This is a genomic window from Rhodoferax sp., from assembly GCF_014859475.1.
Taxonomy (GTDB): domain Bacteria; phylum Pseudomonadota; class Gammaproteobacteria; order Burkholderiales; family Burkholderiaceae_C; genus Rhodoferax.
Genome location: NZ_JACUUE010000285.1, coordinates 1 through 2,545 on the forward strand (window position 1 = coordinate 1; position 2,545 = coordinate 2,545).

Consider the following 2,545-nt stretch of genomic DNA (forward strand, 5'->3'; position numbering starts at 1 on the left):
AACACCGTGACCCGGCGCGCCTGCGGTTCGACACCCTGGCGCTTGAAAGTAAACACGTAGTCCCAGCGGTCGGCATGAAAAATACTGGCAAGCAGCGGCGTGCCCAGTATGTCGCGCACCTGCAGGCGGCCCATGCCCGGCTTGAGGGCGGCAGCCTGCTCGCGCGAGACAAAATTGCCCTGCACGATGTCGATTTTGTAGGGCGTGACCAAGCCCACCGCGCTTTGACTGGCGCGATTCAGGCCGCCACAGGCGCTCAAGCCGACCAACAAAATGCCTGACACACTCAGGCAGACAAAACGTTGCAAAAACTTGGACATGGGCAAAGACAGTAGCGAAGAATTGGGCGATTGTAGGGGGTGCCCCCGGGTTCAGCTTGGCTCGCTCATTGCCTGGCGGTGGCGCTCGACGAAGTCCTTGTAGGTGTCAACCCCGCGCATCTGCAAAATGGTGTTGCGCACGGCGGCTTCAACCAGCACCGCAATATTGCGCCCGGCGACCACCTGAATCACCACTTTGCGCACCGGCACGTCCAGCACGTCTTGCGTCAGCGGTTCATTGGGAAGGCGTTCGTAGTCGCGCTCCATGGTCTCGCGGCGCACCAGATGAACGATCAATTGCAGGCGCTTTTTGCGGCGCACTGCGGTTTCGCCAAAAATACCGCGGATATCGAGCAGGCCGATGCCACGCACTTCGAGCAAATTGAGCAGCAGGTCAGGGCAGCGCCCCTCGATCGTGTCCTGGTTGATGCGGTACAAATCGACGGCGTCGTCAGCCACCAGGCCGTTGCCGCGCGAGATCAGCTCCAGCCCCAACTCACTTTTACCCAGGCCGGATTCACCCGTGATCAGCACGCCCAGGCCCAGGATGTCCATGAACACGCCATGCATGGTGCAGCGGTCGGCAAAATACTTGGACAGGTAAGCGCGCAGCACGTCGATGACAAAAGCCGACGAGCCATCGGTGGCAAACATCGGAATCTGGGAGCTCTCGCACATCGACGTCAAGGCCTCGGGCGCGACCTGCCCGTCTGCCAGCACCAGCACCGGCGGCTCCAGCGTGACGATGCGGCCAATGCGGCGCGCGCAATCGTCCGGCGTGGCATTGACCAGGTAGGCGACTTCGCGCTCGCCCAGTATTTGCAGACGGTAGGGATGAATGTAGTTGAGGTAGCCCACCAGATCGGCACCTGAGCGGGCGGCCCGCACCGCCACTTCGTCAAAGCGTCGCTCGGAAGCGCCCAGGCCGGCGACCCACTCCCAATGCAAGCTGGCGCGAAACTCCTCAAAGAGCAAGTCGGCGCTGATGACATTGGGTTTCATGGCAGTCGCTCCAGCGCAATAAGTTGCTTGTTCAAGCCGATTGCCAGTTGACAATGCGCAGGTAAAGCGCGTCGGCGTCCTTGATGGTCAGGAGCTGTTCGCGCAGCGTTGCATCGCTGAGCATTTCGGCAATTTCAGACAGGATTTCCAGGTGTTTCTGGGTGGCAGCCTCGGGCACCAGCAAGAAAATCATCAAGCCGACCGCCTGCTCGTCGGGTGAATCAAACCCGATCGGCTGCGCCAACTGGAACACCGCCGCCATTGGCGCCTTGAGCCCCTTGATGCGGCCGTGGGGAATCGCCACGCCGTGGCCCAAGCCGGTGGAGCCCAGACGCTCGCGAGAAAAAAGACTGTCGGTCACCAGTGCGCGACTCAGGCCGTGCAAATTCTCGAACAGCAGCCCCACCTCTTCAAAAGCTCTTTTTTTGCTTGAAACGTCCACCTGGACCACAACGTGTTCAGCCGAGAGGATAGAAGCGAGTCGATTCATGATGTACTTTAAGGGTGCGCGATGAACATTGGGCACAAAAAAAGCCGCACGCACTTGCGGGCGGCTCGGAAGATTCTAATTTACATCAAACGCTTGGGCGCGTCGTGATGGTGCGATTGCAAACGGTCTTTGTGGCGCACCACCTGGCGGTCGAGCTTATCGACCAGTTCATCCACCGCTGCATACAAATCGGCATGGGCGCTTTCGGCAAAAAGTTCAATGCCCTTGATGTGAATATTGCATTCCGCCTTTTGCCTGCGTTCCTTTTCCTTGAGGTTTTCCAGGGTCAGTAGCACCTTCACGTCCACCACCTGGTCAAAATGCCGCTTGATCCGGTCCAGCTTGCTGGTCACGTAACTGCGCAAAGCCGGGGTAACTTCCAAATGGTGACCGCTGATTGTCAAGTTCATAAAAGCCTCCTAAAGCTCTTGGGGGAAAAAGTTGCCAGCACACTGGCAACGAGAAAAATGGCTGACAAATTCATGACACAGACTATGCCCGGGCTTGGCTGAATATGCAATTATTTTTTTGTGATGCAGTGCAGCATCCTGCGGTTTCACCGCCTGCTTGCAGGCAGCCAGTGGCTCTGCGATGCGATAATTTACGGGTTACAGGACTGCACCCGCCCCGTCGCGCCATCACCCACCTTATTTGGGAGTGAGCCCATGCTCAACATCTTCACCCTCGCCAACGGCCGCCTGTTTCAGGAAGAGATCGAATCGCTCGAAGAGCT

General features: G+C 58.3%; 5 protein-coding genes. 1 reads left to right on the forward strand and 4 read right to left on the reverse strand.

Features of this window, described 5'->3' with window-relative positions; all coding sequences use genetic code 11:
- The 4 genes from IBX54_RS14395 to raiA form a co-directional block, all read right to left on the reverse strand.
- Positions 1 to 320, reverse strand: a 320-nt coding sequence (locus tag IBX54_RS14395; protein ID WP_296543343.1) for an outer membrane protein assembly factor BamE, incomplete at its 3' end; no start/stop codon positions are given.
- Positions 321 to 371: 51 nt separating this feature from the next.
- Entirely contained in the window at positions 372 to 1,322 is a 951-nt protein-coding gene (gene hprK / locus IBX54_RS14400) for an HPr(Ser) kinase/phosphatase (protein ID WP_296543344.1), read from the reverse strand.
- 31 nt (positions 1,323 to 1,353) lie between these two features.
- Entirely contained in the window at positions 1,354 to 1,812 is a 459-nt protein-coding gene (locus tag IBX54_RS14405) for a PTS sugar transporter subunit IIA (RefSeq protein WP_296543345.1), read from the reverse strand.
- 80 nt (positions 1,813 to 1,892) lie between these two features.
- Positions 1,893 to 2,222: a ribosome-associated translation inhibitor RaiA gene (gene raiA, locus IBX54_RS14410; protein ID WP_296543346.1), complete on the reverse strand. Its 330-nt coding sequence runs from the start codon at positions 2,220 to 2,222 to the stop codon at positions 1,893 to 1,895.
- Between the two features lie 123 nt (positions 2,223 to 2,345).
- Here raiA and IBX54_RS14415 point away from each other — a divergent pair.
- On the forward strand, positions 2,346 to 2,545 hold a 200-nt coding region (locus IBX54_RS14415), incomplete at its 3' end, for a hypothetical protein (RefSeq protein ID WP_296543347.1).